This window comes from Lactobacillus sp. ESL0261, from assembly GCF_003693025.1.
Taxonomy (GTDB): domain Bacteria; phylum Bacillota; class Bacilli; order Lactobacillales; family Lactobacillaceae; genus Lactobacillus; species Lactobacillus kullabergensis.
The window spans coordinates 310847-327839 of the sequence record NZ_REHN01000006.1 but is presented as its reverse complement, the minus strand read 5'-3'; the positions used below and the strand labels follow the sequence as shown (position 1 = coordinate 327839).

At 36.1% G+C, this 16993-nt stretch carries 17 protein-coding genes and 1 riboswitch; of the genes, 2 read left to right on the top strand and 15 right to left on the bottom strand.

The genetic code is table 11. The features are described 5' to 3' along the window. From trmFO to F5ESL0261_RS04930, 7 genes are all read right to left on the bottom strand, one after another. Window positions 1-1317, bottom strand: coding sequence for a methylenetetrahydrofolate--tRNA-(uracil(54)-C(5))-methyltransferase (FADH(2)-oxidizing) TrmFO (gene trmFO, locus F5ESL0261_RS04960; RefSeq protein WP_122052374.1), 1317 nt, complete (start codon window positions 1315-1317; stop codon window positions 1-3). Window positions 1318-1404: 87 nt separating this feature from the next. Further along, window positions 1405-3516, bottom strand: coding sequence for a type I DNA topoisomerase (gene topA / locus F5ESL0261_RS04955; protein WP_122052373.1), 2112 nt, complete (start codon window positions 3514-3516; stop codon window positions 1405-1407). A gap of 60 nt (window positions 3517-3576) precedes the next feature. Next, window positions 3577-4428 (bottom strand): DNA-processing protein DprA, encoded by an 852-nt coding sequence (gene dprA / locus F5ESL0261_RS04950; RefSeq protein WP_122052372.1) that lies wholly within the window; start codon window positions 4426-4428, stop codon window positions 3577-3579. 44 nt (window positions 4429-4472) lie between these two features. Further along, window positions 4473-5228 (bottom strand): ribonuclease HII, encoded by a 756-nt coding sequence (locus F5ESL0261_RS04945; RefSeq protein ID WP_045928056.1) that lies wholly within the window; start codon window positions 5226-5228, stop codon window positions 4473-4475. Continuing rightward, complete coding sequence (gene ylqF, locus F5ESL0261_RS04940; protein WP_045928055.1) at window positions 5225-6064, bottom strand: ribosome biogenesis GTPase YlqF; 840 nt, start codon at window positions 6062-6064, stop codon at window positions 5225-5227. Before ylqF ends, F5ESL0261_RS04945 begins: the two co-directional genes overlap by 4 nt. Before the next feature lie 51 nt (window positions 6065-6115). Next, entirely contained in the window at window positions 6116-6346 is a 231-nt protein-coding gene (locus tag F5ESL0261_RS04935) for a YozE family protein (RefSeq protein WP_034979215.1), read from the bottom strand. A 3-nt stretch (window positions 6347-6349) separates the two neighbouring features. Continuing rightward, window positions 6350-7210 (bottom strand): DegV family protein, encoded by an 861-nt coding sequence (locus tag F5ESL0261_RS04930; protein WP_122052371.1) that lies wholly within the window; start codon window positions 7208-7210, stop codon window positions 6350-6352. A 120-nt stretch (window positions 7211-7330) separates the two neighbouring features. Here F5ESL0261_RS04930 and F5ESL0261_RS04925 point away from each other — a divergent pair, with 120 nt between their 5' ends. After that, the gene (locus tag F5ESL0261_RS04925; RefSeq protein ID WP_045928054.1) at window positions 7331-7996 is read left to right on the top strand and encodes a hemolysin III family protein; all 666 of its coding nucleotides are present in this window, start codon (window positions 7331-7333) and stop codon (window positions 7994-7996) included. Between the two features lies 1 nt (window position 7997). Here the strand turns inward: F5ESL0261_RS04925 and F5ESL0261_RS04920 are convergent, their stop codons facing one another. Further along, complete coding sequence (locus F5ESL0261_RS04920) at window positions 7998-9197, bottom strand: CCA tRNA nucleotidyltransferase (protein ID WP_122052370.1); 1200 nt, start codon at window positions 9195-9197, stop codon at window positions 7998-8000. 87 nt (window positions 9198-9284) lie between these two features. On the opposite strand from F5ESL0261_RS04920, the gene F5ESL0261_RS04915 reads away from it, so the two are divergent. Continuing rightward, window positions 9285-10172, top strand: a complete 888-nt coding sequence (locus tag F5ESL0261_RS04915) for a YitT family protein (protein WP_122052369.1) — start codon at window positions 9285-9287, stop codon at window positions 10170-10172. Between the two features lie 147 nt (window positions 10173-10319). On the opposite strand, the gene F5ESL0261_RS04910 is transcribed toward F5ESL0261_RS04915, so the two are convergent. From F5ESL0261_RS04910 to F5ESL0261_RS04880, 7 genes are all read right to left on the bottom strand, one after another. Next, on the bottom strand, window positions 10320-11573 hold the full coding sequence (locus F5ESL0261_RS04910) for a tetratricopeptide repeat protein (RefSeq protein WP_122052368.1): 1254 nt from the start codon (window positions 11571-11573) through the stop codon (window positions 10320-10322). 113 nt (window positions 11574-11686) lie between these two features. Further along, entirely contained in the window at window positions 11687-11962 is a 276-nt protein-coding gene (locus F5ESL0261_RS04905; RefSeq protein WP_034979230.1) for an HU family DNA-binding protein, read from the bottom strand. Window positions 11963-12146: 184 nt separating this feature from the next. Continuing rightward, the gene (gene der, locus F5ESL0261_RS04900; protein ID WP_122052367.1) at window positions 12147-13457 is read right to left on the bottom strand and encodes a ribosome biogenesis GTPase Der; all 1311 of its coding nucleotides are present in this window, start codon (window positions 13455-13457) and stop codon (window positions 12147-12149) included. A 59-nt stretch (window positions 13458-13516) separates the two neighbouring features. Continuing rightward, entirely contained in the window at window positions 13517-14722 is a 1206-nt protein-coding gene (gene rpsA, locus F5ESL0261_RS04895; RefSeq protein WP_045928051.1) for a 30S ribosomal protein S1, read from the bottom strand. Between the two features lie 73 nt (window positions 14723-14795). Next, complete coding sequence (gene cmk / locus F5ESL0261_RS04890) at window positions 14796-15470, bottom strand: (d)CMP kinase (protein WP_122052366.1); 675 nt, start codon at window positions 15468-15470, stop codon at window positions 14796-14798. A 39-nt stretch (window positions 15471-15509) separates the two neighbouring features. Next, on the bottom strand, window positions 15510-16001 hold the full coding sequence (locus F5ESL0261_RS04885; RefSeq protein ID WP_158595197.1) for a LysM domain-containing protein: 492 nt from the start codon (window positions 15999-16001) through the stop codon (window positions 15510-15512). 104 nt (window positions 16002-16105) lie between these two features. Further along, entirely contained in the window at window positions 16106-16792 is a 687-nt protein-coding gene (locus F5ESL0261_RS04880; RefSeq protein WP_122052524.1) for an ECF transporter S component, read from the bottom strand. An 82-nt stretch (window positions 16793-16874) separates the two neighbouring features. Continuing rightward, window positions 16875-16989, bottom strand: a riboswitch (FMN riboswitch). Window positions 16990-16993 lie beyond the last annotated feature (4 nt).

The following is a 16993-nucleotide window of genomic DNA, read 5'->3' as shown; positions in this document are numbered from 1 at the left end:
TTAATGCAGCACTTCCTGTTGAAATTCCTTAAGACATTCTAGACCACGCTGGCTGATTTTTAAGTGGCGCTCTTTCTTGTTGCGCACTTTTGAACCTTCAAGTCCCGGAATTAATGCAAAACTGGCATTCATAGGTTGAAAATGCTTGATGTCAGCAGTAGTTACGTAATTAGCCATTGATCCTAAAGCTGTTAGTTTAGGAAAAGCAACCGGTTCTTGTCCACTTGCTCTTCTAGCAGCGTTAATCCCTGAAACCAGACCACTGCCAGCACTTTCAACATATCCTTCGACTCCAGTCACTTGTCCTGCAAAGAATAGACCTGGCTGCTTTTTTGCTTCATATGAGGCAGATAATACAGCTGGAGAAGCCATATACGTGTTGCGATGCATTTTTCCATATCTGATAAAACGTGCATGAGCCAAGCCAGGAATCATAGAAAAAACCCGTTTTTGTTCACCATACTTTAGGTGAGTCTGAAAGCCAACAATGTTATACATTGAGGCTACGGCATTATCTTGTCTAAGCTGAACAACTGCATAAGGAGTTTTTCCAGTAGCTGGATTTTCCAATCCTACAGGTTTAAGTGGACCAAAAAGCATAGTTTTCATACCTCTTTGAGCCATAACTTCAATCGGCATACAGCCCTCAAAAACGTCACTGTTTTCAAAGCTGTGAACTTCTGCAGTCTCCGCACTAACCAATTCCCGAGCAAATCTTTCATATTCTTCCTTTGTCATAGGACAATTTAGATATGCAGCTTCACCTTTGTCATAACGAGATTTTTTATAGACGATATCCATATCAATCGAATCAGCAGCAATTATAGGTGCCGCTGCATCAAAAAAATGCAGGCTTTCATTGCCTGAAAATTTTTGTATCTCTTCGGCCAGTTTATCACTAGTCAAGGGACCAGTAGCAATAATTGCAATACAATCTTGCGGAATCTGGGTAATCTCTTCATTATGAAAATTAATATTTGACATTGCATTAAGCTTACTGGTCACATAATCACTGAACTGCTCTCTGTCAACTGCTAATGCTCCACCAGCAGGTACCTGGGAATGATCAGCAGCTGCCATAATAAGCGAATCAAGCTGACGCATTTCTTCTTTTAATAAACCTACAGCATTAGATAACTGATTTGAACGCATTGAGTTTGTGCACACCAATTCAGCCAGCTTGTCTGTTTTATGCGCCGGGGTCATTTTTTTAGGACGCATTTCGTAAAAATCGACAGCAATTCCACGCTTTGCTAGTTGCCAGGCTGCCTCACTTCCGGCCAGACCGCCACCAATTACAGTTACTCTTTCAGGCATATGATCATATTCCTTTACTAAAATTATTTTACTTTATATACAAGAATATCATCAAATCATGACTGATCTGATGATATTAACATAAATTTAACTTTCTACAGTATCTTTTTCAGCACTTGTTTCTTCTTTATAATCGCCATTTGGACAAAGAACAACAGGTCCTTTTTTATTTCTTTTTTCAACTAGAAAATGACCACAGTTAGGACAATTGCGGTTAATAGGCTTGTCCCAAGAAACAAAGTCACAATCAGGGTAACGTGAACAGCCATAAAACTTGCGGTTACGCTTTGATTTTTTCTCAATCACGTCACCTTTGCCGCATTTCGGACAAATAACGCCAACCTTTTTTACAATTGCCTTTGTATTGCGACAATCTGGGAAACGTGAGCAGGCGTAAAATTTACCATAGCGTCCCATTTTAATGACCATGGGCGCACCACAGATATCACAATTGAAACCGGCAGGCTCATCTTTTATTTGCACCTTTTTGATATCAGCGTCAGCTTTATCCAGCTCTTTTTTAAAGGGATGATAATAATCATCAATTACTTTGACCCAATTTTTCTTGCCCTCTTCAATTCCGTCAAGATCATTTTCCAGTTGCGCTGTAAAGTCGATGTTGACAATATCAGGGAAAAATTTTTCGATCAAATTATCGACAATCTCGCCTAGCTCTGTGGGAACGATAGATTTACCATCTAATTTAACGTAGTAGCGTCGCTGGATAGTATCAATTGTCGGTGCATAGGTTGAAGGACGACCAACACCATTTTCTTCTAATGAATGAACTAAGCTGGCCTCTGTGTATCTGGCAGGTGGCATAGTGAAATGCTGCTTATTATCAGACTTGGCTAACTTAACTTTATCTCCCTCGTTTAATTCAGGTAATTCAACATTTTTTTCCTGTTGATTATCATAAACTTTGGTAAAGCCGGCAAATTTCATTTTTGAGCCCGTAGTTCTGAATACTACTCCATTTTGTGTAATGTCTGCTCTTACTGTGTCATAAACAGCTGGAGTCATCTCACTGGCTAAAAATCTGGACCAAATCAATTTATACAAACGATATTGTTCAGTAGTTAAAACAGATTTGAGAGACTCTGGAGTTCGATAAACACTGGTTGGCCTGATAGCTTCATGTGCATCTTGTGCATCCTCTTGGTTTTTGAAATGGCGTGCTCCTTTAGCGGCATATTCTTTGCCATAATTTTCATTTAAAAACTTAGAGGCTTCTGCTTGTGCGATTGGGGATGTCCTTTTGGAATCAGTTCTCATATAGGTAATCAAACCGACTGTACCCTGTTTACCCAGGCTAATGCCTTCATAAAGCTGCTGGGCAATGCTCATCGTTCTTCTCGTACGATAATTCAGACGTTTGTTTGCTTCCTGCTGCATTGTCGAAGTTGTAAAGGGAGCGGCAGGCTGACGTCGACGCTCACGTTTAACAACATTTGCGACTTGAAAGTTTTTCTTTTTATCAATTTTAGCCAAAACTTTTTTGACAGAATCATTATCAGGTAAATCAGTTTTCTTGCCGTTAATACCCCAAAACTGACCATTAAAAGTCTTTCTTAATTTTTTGAATTCTGCATCAATAGTCCAATATTCCTGTGGCTTAAAGTTCTTGATTTCCTTTTCACGATCAATTACCAGCTTTAATGCGACTGACTGAACACGTCCAGCACTCAATCCCTTTTTGACTTTTTCCCACAAAATAGGAGATAGTGAATAGCCAACAATTCTGTCCAGAATACGGCGAGCTTGTTGAGCATTGACAGTGTCCATATCAATTGTTCTCGGGTTTTTAAAACTGTTTTTGACAGCATCTTTAGTGACTTCGTTGAATGTCACCCTATTTTTATCTTTTTGATCTAAATTGAGCACATGAGCAACATGCCAGGCAATTGCTTCACCCTCTCGGTCTGGGTCAGATGCCAAATAAACATCTTTGGCTTTTTTAGCTTCCGACTTAAGTTCCTTAATGGTATCGCCTTTACCCCTAATAGAAATATATTTTGGCTTATAATTATTGTCAAAATCAATTCCCATTTGCGACTTGGGCAAGTCACGAACATGACCTTTAGAAGCAATTACACGATAATTACGTCCTAAATATTTTTCAATTGTTTTAGCCTTAGCCGGAGACTCAACTATTACTAGTGTCTTCTTACGTTTCTTTGGCTTAGATTTAGTAGGCATCAAAAGCCTCCTCATTAAATTCTTTTTTAAATACTCATTTGAGAATAGAATATTTAACTACTAATTGTCAAATCTTTCAAGTCGCAAATCAAAATCAGTGATTGGATATGCACCTGCTTGAATAAGTTCATTGGGTCCTTGAGACAGCTCACTGGTAATTGGACCAGGTAAAGCGTAAATATCACGATTCTCTTGTAAAGCTAAGTTTGCTGTAATCAGAGAACCTGACTTCTGCTTTGCCTCAGTAACAATTACACTTTCAGCTATCCCAGCCAAAATTCTGTTTCGTTGGGGAAATCTATAGGGTCTTGGTGGAGTGTCAGGTAGATATTCACTCACTAGCAAACCTTTTTGAGCAATTTCTTCCTGCACCTGCTGATTTATCGAAGGATAAAAATAATTTAAACCATTACCCACCACTGCAATTGTTTGTCCATTAAATTTCAGTGCTGCGTTATGTGCCATAACATCGACACCCTTAGCCAATCCACTGGCAATAATAAAGTCATCTTTTATTAAATTGGGCACAATTTTATTCAAAACTAAGCCACTGTAACCAGTGGCTTGACGTGAACCAACAATTGTAACAATTCTTTTCTGAAGTAAATTCAAATTTCCTTGTAAAAATAAAATTAAAGGTGGCTGATATATTTGACGTAGTTTTTCGGGATATTCTTTATCAAAAAAACTGATAACCTGACATTGTTTTTCTATTCTTCTGATCATTTTATCCGCATAAATATCATTATAAGCATTTAGACAGACTTTTATCAAATTACTTGTCAAATTTAAGTTTTTAACAGTCTGAATGTCAACATCAGCAACTTTTAACTGGCTCGCAACACGTAACATCTTAACATATCCGATGCCTTTTTGTAATTTCAAGCGCAAGAGAAAATTGGTAGTCTTCATAAAAAACCTCCTAAATACAAATACGTAAAAAGGAGGCATATTTTTTATTTATAAAAAGAATTCACTGGTGCAAAAGTTTTACGATGAATTGGCGTTGGACCAAATTTTTCAAGTGCTTGAAGATGAGCCTGAGTGCCATAGCCAGCATTTTCATCAAAATGATATTCAGGGTAAATTTTGGCGTAGTCAGCCATCAATTTATCCCTGAATACTTTGGCAACAATGGAAGCAGCAGCAATAGAATTGGATTTTGAGTCGCCCTTTATTAACCGAACCTGCGGCAATTTAACCGGTACTTGCATAGCATCAACCAGCAAAGCATCAGGTTTGACGTCTAAATTCATTACAGCTTCAGCCATTGCTAAACGGTCTGCTTCATAAATATTTATTTCATCAATCACTTGCGAGCTTTTTATGCCAACTGCCACACTAACAGCTTCCTTTAAAATTAAAGGGTATAATTCCAAGCGGCGACTGGCACTTAATTTCTTAGAGTCATTAACATCTGTCAAATCAAAATTGTCATCAATAATTACAGCAGCTGTCACAACAGGACCAGCTAATGGTCCTCTGCCAACTTCATCTACCCCTGCAACGATCTCCTGTTTGGCCCAAAAAGTTTTCTCATAGGCAAACCTTTTTGTGAATGCAGCCTTTTTCTTGGCTAATTTTTGCTGGCGATTATGATAACTAAGTAAGAGCTTTTGAACGCCTACACGAGTATCGTTTTCTAAAATACTCAAATCTTCTGGGTTGACCGGGCCTTTTGAAAGAAATTTTTTTATTTCACCAATTGTCATATCCGATCCAAAGTAACCCTTCCTATTTTTCCTTTACGTAAACGCTGCAGTAGGTACATAGAGAAACGATCATAATCGTCACGCATGCCATATTCTTCCGTTAGTGCCAGTAACAGATCAGTATCATTAATGTTTTGAATTTCTTCTTTGGAAGTTCTAGCAAATTTGATTAAATCATTCAAATAGTGCTTGCGTAACTTTGCTAATAAAAATAAAGCAACATCATCAGCGCTAAAGACAGTATCCTTAATCGCCCCAAGCGCAGCAAGCTTTAATCCAACTGTTTGATCCTCAAATTTAGGCCACAAAATGCCAGGTGTATCTAAAATTTGAATATTATCCGCAGTTTTGAGCCAATTTTGCCCCTTGGTTACTCCCGGTTTATTACCAACCTGAGTGACATTGCGACCAACAAGACGATTAATAATTGTGGACTTGCCGCAATTGGGGATACCAGCAATTGCAACTCTGATAACAGGGCTTGATGCACCTTTTTGTTGTAATTTTTCAATTTTCGCTGCAGCAGCTTTTTTGATCATCTTCACGAGCACTTGCATATTGGTATTATGAAGAGAATCCAGAGCCATCACAAACTTTCCTTTAGTGGTAAACTTTTTCTGCCACCTTTTAGTCATCACTGGATCTGCCAAATCAGCTTTATTTAGAATAATCAAATGTGGTTTACTGCCTACAAGTTTTTCGATCATTGGGTTACGTGATGATTGAGGAATTCGTGCATCTAAAACTTCTACAATGACATCAATTAAATTCATTTTATCTTCAAGTTGATTCCGAGCTTTATTCATATGCCCTGGATACCACTGAATATTAACCATTTTTTGCCTTTCTTACGCGAAAAGGGCTCCATAGCAATTAGGAGCCCTAATTTAATACGTCATCTTTTCACGATACATTTGATATGCTTTGTCAAAAATGCTCATGCTTGGTAAATAACCACCATTAAGCTCAAGATAATCAGATAATTTTTCATAATTTTGCTCTTGCTTGGGAAAAGTCTGATCATTTTGTGCATTATTTGCAAACTGCGCAACTTCATCATTTGAATCAGCATTACGCTGTGTCATTAAATAGCGATAAAAGCTTTCTCTATATGCCAATTTTTACTCCGTGTAATACAAAACTGCGTATGCTCCCATCCCTGCATGCGTTGCAATAATAGGACTGGTTTCTCGCACTAAAACATCAATTTTAGAATTAATATCTTTAATTTTTTGGGCAAAATCTAGTAGCTTTTGCGGTGTGCTTCCCGTTGCAACATATGAGATGCCGACTTCCTTGATTTTTTCTTTGTTGGCCTCAATTTCATCTAAAATGCGTTTATCAAAAGCTAAAGAAAACTTCTTGCCTCTTCCTTTTTTTGCAATTTTCAAATGACCATTCGGCATTTGCAATTCAATGTGTATATTAAGCATGTTGACAATTTTACCAGCTAAAGGACCTAACCGTCCACCTTTAACCACATTTTCTAAATTGACAATAAGTAAATGCAAACGCTGAGTTTTTTTAATTTTTTCAATATGAGCCAAAATTTCAGGAATACTTTTGCCAGCGGCAATATCTCGCGCAGCTGCCAAAACCTGAAATCCTTCAGAACGATCAGTTAATTCAGAGTCAACTATATGTACCAGATCTGATTTACCAGTTAGCTTAACTGCCTGACGAGCTGCATCAATTGTGCCGCTTAATACCTTCGCCAAAAATATGCCAATGACTTCGCTACCATCTTTAGTTAATTCATTAATCGTATTAACCATAGTTCCGATAGGTGGTTGGCTCGTAGTTGGCAACTTTTTAGATTCACTCATTTTTTGGACAAATTGCTGTCTGGTTATTTCCACTCCGTCAAGATAAGTATCACCATCGATTGTGACCGATAAAGGCACAACGGTTATATGATATTTTTTAATTTCCTCCGGCGTTAACTGCGCGGAAGAATCAGTCAAAATTTTTATTTCTGACAACGTACTCGCCCTCAATTCTGATTTGATGTTCTCATTTATGATAGAATGTGAACTGTATTAATTATAATTATTATAGCAAAAAAACTAGCAAAAAAAAGAAAGCGAACAAACTGTTTCATTATGAAATTGCAAAAAATCTGGCAAGAACCTGAACAAAGATCCAAAACTTATTACATAGTAGATAATATCCTCAGTGCTGTCACGCATGGAATTGGTTTTTGCCTGGCAGTTGCCGGATTAGTACTTTTAATTATCAAAGCCGTTTCAACACATAGTCTATTAAGAATAGTTACTTTCACTATTTATGGCTCTTGTTTGCTTCTGCTTTATCTTTTCTCTACACTTTTCCATAGTCTCATCTTCACTCGGGCTCGCAATGTTTTTCAAATTTTTGATCATTCATCAATTTTTCTGCTAATTGCAGGATCATATACTCCCTTTTCCCTTGTAGCAATAGGTGGCAAATGGGGCATAATGTTATTTACTCTGGTTTGGATAATTGCGATATTTGGCATCATCTACTACATTTTTAATCGTGGCAAACACGTTATATTAGACACTATTTTATACGTTGCTATGGGCTGGCTGGTAATTTTAGCAGGTAATCATTTGTATGTACGACTCAGCCCCGTTGGGTTCTGGCTACTAGTTAGCGGAGGTGTAGCTTATACTGTTGGTGCACTATTATACACAATGAAAAGGATTCCCTTTATTCATGTGATTTGGCACCTGTTTGTCATTTTAGGATCAACTTTAATGTTTTTTTCTGTTCTTCTTTATGTCTAGGTTAATTTATTTGCTGCAAATATTCCTGGATTTCATCTTCAGAATTATCTAACTCTCCTGCAATAACTTTTAGTTTAATTTGATTAAGAATTTGACCCAATTTTGGTCCAGGCTTTATGCCGTTTGCAATCAAGAATTGACCGTCAATAGCCAATTCTGACATTGACTTAATTGGCAAAGCTGTATAGCGATCAACCAGTGCTTCGGAATTGACCGGCTGTCCTAAAATATGCGCCACGTCTATTGTGTTAAGCAAAATATCTTTACCGGCATTAAACAGCTCAAGATCAGAAGGCGATTTTTCAGAAATCAAATCAAACAGAGCCACAATTTTTCTGACTTTTTCTGTCATAGCATTTGAATTTTTCCAATCACGCATAAAGCGGGCTATTTGGTTATCTGAAATTTTTAACAAAATAATAATTATAGACCAAAGACTGGTTTCCAAACTGGGGTTAAATTTTAACTTAGGATAAATTGCCAGTAAATCACTTTTACCAGCAAAATCAGGCACGCTTTCACTTAACTTCGTTTGTAAAAAGATTTTGAAAGCAGCTCGCGAATTTGTTCCAGTGCCCATCTTGACAAATTCATCACGGATTCTTTCGACAGAAATTTTGGACAGTAATTGATGTAAATCACTTACTGCTTCTTTAGTTTCAGATTCAAGGTCAAAATTAAGCTGGCTCATGAAGCGTACCGCTCTCATCATACGCAAAGCATCTTCATGAAATCTTTTCATGGGATCTCCTACGGCTTTAATAAGATGTTTTTGCAAATCCCCCAAGCCATTGAAAAGATCAATTATTTCCCCTGTTCTGTTCATTGCCAATGCATTGATGGTAAAATCACGTCTTTTTAAATCTTCAGCTAGATTTTGTACAAAAGTGACATGATCCGGTCGGCGAAAGTCTTGATAACCCGATTCTGTTCTAAATGTGGTAATTTCATAACTAGCGCCATCATTTAAAACAGTAACAGTACCATGTTTAATTCCTGTATCAATAGTTTTTGGAAAAATTCTTTTTACTTCTGCGGGATATGCACTGGTAGCAATATCTATGTCGTGAATCGGTCTTTTTAAAATCAAATCGCGAATCGATCCTCCTACAAAATATGCTTCATAACCAGCTTGCTCTAACTGCTTGAGCACGGGAAAAGCGGCTGTAAAAATTGGTGGTAAATTGTTTATTTTTATCATTATTATCTCAACTCATTTATCTGTGTTTTTATTTTTAATTTATGGTAATTTTAAAGTATCAATTTATATAAAGAAAGTTTTATTATCATGAAAAAGATTAACAAAAGAATTATTTTTGAACTTATAATGATCATGACTGGCTGTGGGATTTATGGCTTCAGCCTTGACGTGATCTCCGCACCAAATAGGCTTACAGATGGTGGCATTAGTGGCATTACTTTGCTTTTGAGACACTTCTGGGGCGTTAACATGGGTTTATCGTCTTTGCTATTAAATATTCCTTTGATAATTCTTGGATATCGTTTTATGGGTAAAAGACTTTTAGCCTATACTATCTGGGGAACTCTTTGGCTGTCATTTTTCTTGTGGTTCTGGCGCTTAACCCCTATTATATATCAATTGAACTTAGAACACGACCTCTTCCTATCTGCAATACTTGCTGGAACCCTTTCTGGTATAGGCTTGGGTTTAGTTTTTCGGTATAATGGCACTTCTGGTGGCACAGATATTATTGCCCGCATTATGCAAATGAAGTATGGCATGTCTTCTGGCAAAGTTTTATTGTTCTGCGATACGATTATTTTATTATCATCCTTATCATATTTAGACCTCAAGCATATTATGTATACTTTAGTAGCAGCATTTATTCTTTCTAAAGTTATGGATGCCGTCCAGCAAGGAGCCTATTCTGCACGTGGTCTGCTTATTATCTCTGATAATTATCAACAAATTGCTAAAATGATAGATTTGAAATTAGATCGTGGTTTTACTTATCTTGAAGCTCGCGGTGGTTATAAAAAAACCAAACGACCTGTAATCTATCTTGTTGTTTCACCAAGAGAAATTCCATTAGTAAAAGAACTGATTGCTGCAGAAGATCCTCATGCTTTTGTTAGCGTCATTGAAGTCCATGAAGTCTTAGGAGAGGGTTTTACTTATAAACAAAAAAGCCATCACCTTCTGATTAGAAAATGATTCTTCACATCAAGCTAATTTGGTGGGAACTGATAAAAACAACGGGCTAATAAATCTAAAATGATTTATTAGCCCGTTAAACTTATAAATAATAAAAATGAAGCATAAAAACTTTCTTTTTCATCAAAGTACATATTGTTTTAATCATTATAACAATTCATCATTCAATTCCTGCATCTCAGTATCCTCAGGTTCGAGTTTCAAATAAGAGTTTAATAATTCTTTGACGATATCTTTTGAGTTTGGCTCAGTATTGAAGAAACGAATCATTTGTTTTAAAAAAGCACTGTTATTTTTAAATTCAGGATAAGCCAGTAAAAATTCACTTTTGGCTTTTGCGCTCTGATCTAAATTTTGGTAAGAAAGAGCTAAATTCCAATGAGCTTGAGCTTCCAGATCTTCATCGTCAACTTTGGCAAAAAGTGCAATATTTTCATCATTTTTATTTTCCTTAACATAAAGATTAGACAATTGTATGCGTAAATCTAAACTTTCAGGAATATTTTTAATACCTTTTTTTAGCAAGTTTTCAGCAGTATCCAATTCGTTCAATTTAACTGCTGCTTGTGCACCCTTTTTGTATAAAACTGGATCTAGTTCATTGTAGGCAAGACCGGCCTGAGCAGAACGTAATTCCTGCTCATTATTGTTCTTGTGCTCGTATGCTGTAGTTAGCAAGCGGTACGCATTTACATAATCGGGACTCTGATCAATTACCTCATTTAAGTATTTAATTGCCTGATCGTCTTTGTTCAATGCTAACATGACTAATGCAGCCTGATATTTACTATCAATGTCAAGAATATCATTGCCATTTTTGGCAATAACTTCGCCGGCCTCTTCATACCGTCCTAATTTTGCAAGGGTTTGAAAAAGACGATCGTTTAAATTTACTTCACTAAAAGTTTTATGTCGTTTTATCAAATCTTGATATCTGTTAAGAGCCTGTTCGTAGTTACCACTGAGATAATCGAGTTCAGCCAAACCGAACTTTACAACATCCTCATCTGGGGCAATTTTTTCTGCCTCTAGCAGTTTTTTATAGGCTGTTTCAATCAAACCATTTGTTTGATAATAATCAGCTTGAACTAATAAGCTGTCAAGATAAGAGGAAGAATCAGGAGCAATATTATAAAGCAAAGTAAGACCATCTTCATCTTTACCGTCATTTAATAAAATCTCTGCTAAATATATTTTGAAAATGTCCTCTCGGGGAAAACGAGCAATTAAACTGCGATATATTTCTTTTGCCAGATCTGAAAAACCCAATCCTACTAAATTTTCTGCCAATGAGGCTAAGATTTCAGGTTTATCCTTTTCTAAAGCTTTTTCTAATAATATTTTTTCTTGAGAAAAATCCTGCTGCTCAATTACATCAAGAAGCTTTTCAGAGTAGCTCATTCTCATTCCTCCATTACTAACTATCTATATTACCCAACTTAATCAGTTTAAATGATAACACACAAAAAGATGATGGCGAATTAGCCACCATCTTTTTAGATAAAACTATTAAGCTATTTAACAGCTTCTTTAAGAGCCTTACCGGGTCTAAATGCTGGTACAACACTTGCTGGAATTTGAATTTCTTTGCCAGTTTGTGGATTACGTCCTTTACGGGCTGCACGCTTACGCACTTCAAAAGTTCCAAAACCAATTAATTGTACTTTCTTACCTTTAGAAAGGTCATCTTGGATAGAACTAAAAATTGCATCAACTGCTGCAGCTGCATCTTTTTTAGTTAATTTTGTCTTTGATGCAACTTCAGTGACTAATTCTGCCTTATTTGCCATTGGGAAATCACCTCCTGATACTTGAATCTTATTTTAAGATTCCTAATTAATTCCTCAATTGAGAAACAAGGAATAAATGATTATTTAAATCACTATTTCCTTGATTTCAAAATAGCACAAAACCCCTGATACAACAAGCAATTTAAACTAAAAATGTGATTTTTATGCATTTGGTAGATACAAACTATTTTCTTTTTCGTGCAATTATCTTAATGGGGGTTCCATCAAAATCAAAATTTTCACGTAGCTGATTGATCAAGAAGCGTTGATAAGAAAAGTGCATTAATTCAGGATCATTTACGAAAACTACAAATGTCGGCGGATTAGTAGATACTTGGGTCATATAATAAACTCGTAATCTCTTTCCTTTAATCATTGGTGTTGGAACCAATTTGCTTGCTTCTAATAATAAATCGTTTAATACACTGGACTTAATTCTTTGTTGTTGATTTCGAAAAACTTTTTGTACTAGCTTCGGAATCTTTTCTATATTTTGACCAGTTTTAGCAGAAATAAATAATATTGGAGCATAGTCAAGATACTGAAATTCAGTTCGTATAGTTTGTTCAAAGTCCTTGCCGCTATTACTGGTTTTCCTTGGTAAATCCCATTTATTGACTAAAATAATGATGCCTCGTCCAGCATCATGAGCATATCCTGCAACATGTTTATCCTGTTCCCTAATGCCTGTACTTGCATCAAGTACCAAACATACAACATTAGAATGCTCAATGGCACCCATTGCTCTCATTACAGAATATTTTTCAGTTTTTTCGTAAACTTTTCCTCTACGCCTTATGCCAGCTGTATCTACAATTCTGAATTTTGTGCCATCCTGCGTTTTAAATGGAGTATCGACTGCATCTCGGGTAGTTCCTTCCTCGTTATTAACGATCACTCTTTTTTCGCCTACTAGACGATTGACAATTGAGGATTTACCTACATTTGGTCGACCAATAACACTAAATGATATTTGCTCATTATTATTCAAGCTTATGTCTTTGGGCAAGCTGGCCACTATTTGATCCAGCAAATCTCCAATACCTGTACCATGCACACTCGAAATCGGAATCGGATCACCAAAACCTAAACTATAAAAGTCATAAATGTCCATACGCTGTTCAGGATTATCTGCTTTGTTAACCGCTAAAATCACCGGTTTTTTTGTTTGATAAAGCATCTGAGCTATCCGTTCATCTAGATTAGTAACATGATTTGTAACATTAGTTAAAAATACGATGACGTCGGCTTCTTCAATTGCTATTTCTGCCTGTGCTCTGATTTCTTCTTCAATATTACTATCTTCCCAGGTAATTCCACCAGTATCTATTAAATCAAATTTATGACCTAACCACTCAGCTGGAGCATAATTACGATCTCTGGTAACACCGGGTTTATCTTCCACTATTGCTAAACGTTGATTAATAATACGGTTGAAAAGCGTTGATTTACCAACATTAGGCTGTCCTACAATTGCAACTACAGGTAAAACCATTTTTCAGCCTCCTTTTACAAATAAAAAAACCGACTCTAAAGTCGGCTTTTTTATTAAATTTAATGACGATCCTTTAATTGATCACCAATGATGTCACCTAAAGCAAAGCCACTGTCATCATTATTCATATACTTCTTGTTAACTGAATTGTGATTGTAAGAATTATGTGAGCGATTTCCTTCGCCATCAGAGTTCTTAGGTTCAGCAGCTTTCATAGAAAGTGAAATGCGACGTTCATTAGGGTCAATATTTAAAACTTTTACTTTAACTTTTTGACCAACTTTTAAAACATCACTAGGCTTGTCTACGTGTTTATATGATATTTCTGAAACATGAACTAAACCTTGAATACCATCAGCAACTTCAACAAAAGCTCCGAAGTTAGTTAAAGACTTAACTTCACCTTCAAATACATCGCCTTCGTGTAAGTCAGCTGTAGCTTGTTCGAATGGAGAAGGTTCAGTTTGCTTAATGGAAAGGGAGATGCGATGTCTATCATCATCAATACCAATTACTTTAACTTTTACATCTTGACCTGCCTTTAAAACATCACTTGGCTTGTCAACATGCTTATATGAAATCTCGGAGATATGAACTAATCCGTCCACACCACCTACATCAACAAAAGCACCAAAGTTAGTCAGACGAGAAACCTTACCTTCAACAACGTCACCCACAACTAATTGTGATGCAACATTATCAAAAGCTTCTTCACGTTCTTCTTCAATTAAGTCTTTGTGAGAAAGGATTAAACGGTTCTTACTTGGATCAATCTCTGTAATCTTGAGTTTCATCGTTTTACCAATAAATGGCTTAAGGTCTGAAACATAACGATTTGAAATCAATGAAGCAGGTAGAAATCCTCTTGTACCCACATCAACTAATAAACCGCCACGAACTGAAGAAGTGACTGTACCTTCAATTGTCTTGCCTTCTTCAAAGTCTTTTTGCAATTCATCGTAAGCTTCTCTTTCCTTTAAGCGGGTAACTGAGAAGAAGAATTCTCCGTTTTCTTTGTCACCGCCAGCTTTTCTCAAAACCAAAGCTTTGAGCTTATCTCCAGGCTTAACTGCTTCACGTAGGTCAACGTTGCGATCCGAAGTGTATTCACGACGAGGAATTACACCTTCAATACCGGCATTTTCAACACCAACATCGATTTGACCTTCTTCAACGTCTAATACTTCAACATCTACAATATCTCCGACCTCAACTCCTTGCATTTGCTTTAATGCATCTAAAAATTGATTACTGTTTTCTGACATTATTTACCTCCCAATATCATACTCTAATTTTAAATGAAAGTTTGATATTTTTCTACTGTTTTATACCCTTTTTTTATAGTTTTTTTTGACTTTTTTTAATTTCTGATAAAATTGCATTTACCACTTGATCAACACTCATAGAAGTAGTGTCTATTTCAATAGCATCTTGTGCCTTTTTTAATGGTGAAATTTTTCGGTGTGAGTCCTTATAATCTCTTTCTGAAATATCGTGCTCAATTTCTTCAAGAGACTGATTAGTTTTAATCCCTCTTTCTTTAAAATCTAGCATTCTTCTTTCAGCGCGAGAATGAACTGAAGCAACCAAAAATATCTTTACTGCAGCGTTGGGCAAAACCGTAGTTCCAATATCACGTCCATCCATCACAACGTCCATTTTGCCGGCCATTTGCCTTTGCAGACTGACCATTTTTTCCCTGATTCCGGCTAATGCCGAAACTTGAGAAACATTGGCAGAAATATCAGGAGTACGTATTGCCTGAGTAATATCTTTATTACCAGCATATATTTTTTGCTGACTATTTTTAAATTTAAATTCAATTTTTTCATGATCAATGGCAGTTAAAATACCTTTTTCATTGCCGTAATCAATGTTATTTTCTCGTGCAATCCAAGTCGAAGCCCGATACATTGCCCCCGTATCAATATATGTAAAATTAAGCTTATGGGCGATAATTTTTGCTACAGTACTTTTTCCAGCTGAAGCTGGACCATCAATTGCTATTTGCATTCCAATAAAAAAGGGACTTAAGTCCCTGTCCTTTCTAAATTATCTAATTCGTAAAGTTTGTCCTGTATCCACCTGGCTATTGGGATCAAGTTGATTCAACTCTGCCAATTGGCCAACTGAAATGTTAAAATGGCGGGCAATACTAGTCAAGGAATCCCCTTCTTGTACGACATATTGTTTAATCACAACATGTTTCTTTTTAGGCTTTTTTGGAGTTTTTTTAGATGATTTTGTCTTTGTTTTAGCCTTGGCTTTGGTTTCTTTACTTTTTACAGGCTGAACCGTAGCCTTTTTATTAGTATCTTTTTTCTTAGTATTTTCTTTTCTGGCAGCTTTACGTACTTCAACTGCTTTTTCGTTTGAACCATTGTTTGATGCCAAATTATGAACCACAGGAACAAGACCGATAAGAATAACTACAATCAGAATTATCAAAGCAATCCAGCCTTTTGATACGGAAGAATAAGTTTCTACTCTCGACTTTTTTGGACGCTTATAATGCTGATATGGTTCTTTTGAGTTATTATTCATCTGAAAAACCTCCTTACCTAACCTGTTTAATTTTAGCATATTTAACATTTAAGTGGACAAAAAAATCGGTCATTTACTAGACCGATTTACAATATTTTTAAGATTTAATTTCTAAGATTAAAATTTTTCCTTACAAAAGGTTTGAAAGTTCTCAGAACAGTTTCAAATAGTAAATAAACTACGACGCCATTGATTGTTCCTTTTAACAAGTTAAATGGAACTATAATGCCAAAAATATATGCACTCATTGATGGAATGTGTAGCAGTTTACCCAAGTAAACCTTTTCAGTAAAAGAAAGTAAACCAGAATATCCATGTATTGTCGGCAAATTAGGTACAGTAGTTACTGCATAAAAAGGCGTTAAAACCAATGCATTCAGTACAGAAAGTACAAATGCCATAGCTATAATACCGAGAATAATACCTAAAATTGGTTTTAAATATTTTTTAGAAAAATTTTTCTCATCCTTGCTAATATTCTTTGTTAAATAATAAAATGGCAAAGCAAAAGATATTGAAGCTAAAAAAGCTGCTGACTGTCCTACCAAACTAGGTAAAGCAAAACCTTTATAAATTAAATTAATCAGCATTCTGACAAATGCAATAAAAATACCAGGTCCTGGTCCGAATAAAAATGTCCCAATTGTGATTACGACATCCGAGAAGTCAAACTTTAAAAAACTAGTTATCGGCAACGGTATTTCCAAAAGCATTAACACATAGGCAATTGTACCAATTAAAGTATAAGCCAAAATATTAACTAAATTGTTTCTGCTTTTCTTTTGCAAAATTCTTACCTCCAAAAAAACTCGGTCTGTTGCTCCTAGCAACAGACCGAGTAAAAGTAAGCTTAAGATCTTGGCTTTTAGTTTAGTCTGTCTTCTTTCATCTAGACTCTAACTATCGGTATCTCAATAGATTCCACCACTTGCGTGGGTCGTGGACTTACACCACCGGTCGGGACTTTCACCCTGCCATGAAGACAACAAACT

Coding starts and splice junctions, on each gene's coding strand:
- trmFO (WP_122052374.1), bottom strand. CDS start 1,317: ATGCCTGAAAGAGTAACTGTAATTGGTGGCGGTCTGGCCGGAAGTGAG.
- topA (WP_122052373.1), bottom strand. CDS start 3,516: ATGCCTACTAAATCTAAGCCAAAGAAACGTAAGAAGACACTAGTAATA.
- dprA (WP_122052372.1), bottom strand. CDS start 4,428: ATGAAGACTACCAATTTTCTCTTGCGCTTGAAATTACAAAAAGGCATC.
- F5ESL0261_RS04945 (WP_045928056.1), bottom strand. CDS start 5,228: ATGACAATTGGTGAAATAAAAAAATTTCTTTCAAAAGGCCCGGTCAAC.
- ylqF (WP_045928055.1), bottom strand. CDS start 6,064: ATGGTTAATATTCAGTGGTATCCAGGGCATATGAATAAAGCTCGGAAT.
- F5ESL0261_RS04925 (WP_045928054.1), top strand. CDS start 7,331: ATGAAATTGCAAAAAATCTGGCAAGAACCTGAACAAAGATCCAAAACT.
- F5ESL0261_RS04920 (WP_122052370.1), bottom strand. CDS start 9,197: ATGATAAAAATAAACAATTTACCACCAATTTTTACAGCCGCTTTTCCC.
- F5ESL0261_RS04915 (WP_122052369.1), top strand. CDS start 9,285: ATGAAAAAGATTAACAAAAGAATTATTTTTGAACTTATAATGATCATG.
- F5ESL0261_RS04910 (WP_122052368.1), bottom strand. CDS start 11,573: ATGAGCTACTCTGAAAAGCTTCTTGATGTAATTGAGCAGCAGGATTTT.
- F5ESL0261_RS04905 (WP_034979230.1), bottom strand. CDS start 11,962: ATGGCAAATAAGGCAGAATTAGTCACTGAAGTTGCATCAAAGACAAAA.
- der (WP_122052367.1), bottom strand. CDS start 13,457: ATGGTTTTACCTGTAGTTGCAATTGTAGGACAGCCTAATGTTGGTAAA.
- rpsA (WP_045928051.1), bottom strand. CDS start 14,722: ATGTCAGAAAACAGTAATCAATTTTTAGATGCATTAAAGCAAATGCAA.
- cmk (WP_122052366.1), bottom strand. CDS start 15,470: ATGCAAATAGCAATTGATGGTCCAGCTTCAGCTGGAAAAAGTACTGTA.
- F5ESL0261_RS04885 (WP_158595197.1), bottom strand. CDS start 16,001: ATGAATAATAACTCAAAAGAACCATATCAGCATTATAAGCGTCCAAAA.